Origin of the sequence: Actinomadura sp. NEAU-AAG7 (assembly GCF_018603865.1) — a bacterium.
In the GTDB taxonomy this organism is placed as follows: Bacteria; Actinomycetota; Actinomycetes; order Streptosporangiales; family Streptosporangiaceae; genus Spirillospora; species Spirillospora litoris.
The window spans coordinates 1-1326 of record NZ_JAHFZY010000020.1; the positions used below are offsets into that span (position 1 = coordinate 1).

Consider the following 1326-nt stretch of genomic DNA (forward strand, 5'->3'; position numbering starts at 1 on the left):
CGCCCTGTCTGCGCGGCGTGAACTCCGGAACCAGCGGCTCGACGATCGCCCACAACTCATCCGGCACCAACCGACGCGCAAGATCCGACGACACGATCCCGCATTATCCCGCAGACCACACCCCACCCACATGAGACACGCTCTTAATGGCTGTGCTTAACCGGCCGGGTGGATGTCCGGATCCGGCGCCGGCACCGCTTTGTGCGGTGAGGTCCGGGTATCGGCGGCGGATTCGTCTACCGGGGGAGGTGGGCTACGCGATCGGTGCTTGCGGTCAGTACCGAAGATGCGGGCTCACCCCTCGAAATTATTCAGCGGGAAGAGTTGAAAATTGAGGTTTGACAGTGATAGGCATAAAAGCTACTCTTTGTCGAGTTTATCGATTTGTCCGCGCCGGCAGGGGCAATGTGGTCTGTTGTCTCCTGGGTGCACGGAAAGGATTCCTAATTCTAGGTAGGAGGAATCGCGTGCGTAAGGAAGTGTCTGTTCTCGGCGTGGCCGCTGCGGTGCTCGCCGTGACCGCGATGCCGGCCGGCGCTGGTGCGCGCCCTGGACAGGACCCGACACAAGTCGTCGTCACCGTCGCGTCCCTTCAAGGGTCCGGGTGCCCGCCCAAATCTGTTGACGCGAGGTACATCTCCGACATCCGTCAGTTGGAGGTTCGCTACTCCGCTTACACGGTCCAGGCCGGTGGCTCGTCGAGCCCTACCGACATGCGCAAGAACTGCGAGGTAACCCTGCTGATGTATGCGCAGGGCTTCACCTACGCGGTCACACGAGTGGATAACCGTGGCTACGCCCATCTGCAAAAAGGCGCAAGTGCGCTCCACAAGGGCACCTTCTACTTCCAGGGTGCCAGTGACAGAACGATGATCACGCACAAGTTGACGGATGCCTCCACAGGTCTTTGGGGATTCACTGACACCCCGGCGCAAATCGGCTGGCAGGCATGCGGTGAAAACCGCTATCTCAGACTACTCACAGAGTTGTCGGTTGACGCGGGGACATCGCAACCTACGAAGATCAGCTTGAATAGCATGGATGACACGGACTCGGGCATTAGAACCAGCTACCATCTCGCCTGGAAGAGCTGTCGGTAGCCTGCGTGTGGCTCTGTTGTGAGGCGATAGCTGAGCTGTTCTCGCGCGTGGAAGGCCTCGTCCAAAGAGTCTTGGAGTGGACTAAGAGCGTGTCTCATGTGGGTGGGGTGGTCTGCGGGATAATGCGGGATCGTGTCGTCGGATCTTGCGCGTCGGTTGGTGCCGGATGAGTTGTGGGCGATCGTCGAGCCGCTGGTTCCGGAGTTCACGCCGCGCAGACAGGGCG

1 protein-coding gene is annotated in these 1326 nt (G+C 60.2%); it reads left to right on the forward strand.

The window, feature by feature from the left end; genetic code table 11:
- The first annotated feature begins 467 nt into the window (after window positions 1-467).
- Window positions 468-1100 (forward strand): DUF4360 domain-containing protein, encoded by a 633-nt coding sequence (locus KLI87_RS39575; protein WP_214621091.1) that lies wholly within the window; start codon window positions 468-470, stop codon window positions 1098-1100.
- The last annotated feature ends 226 nt before the right edge of the window (window positions 1101-1326 follow it).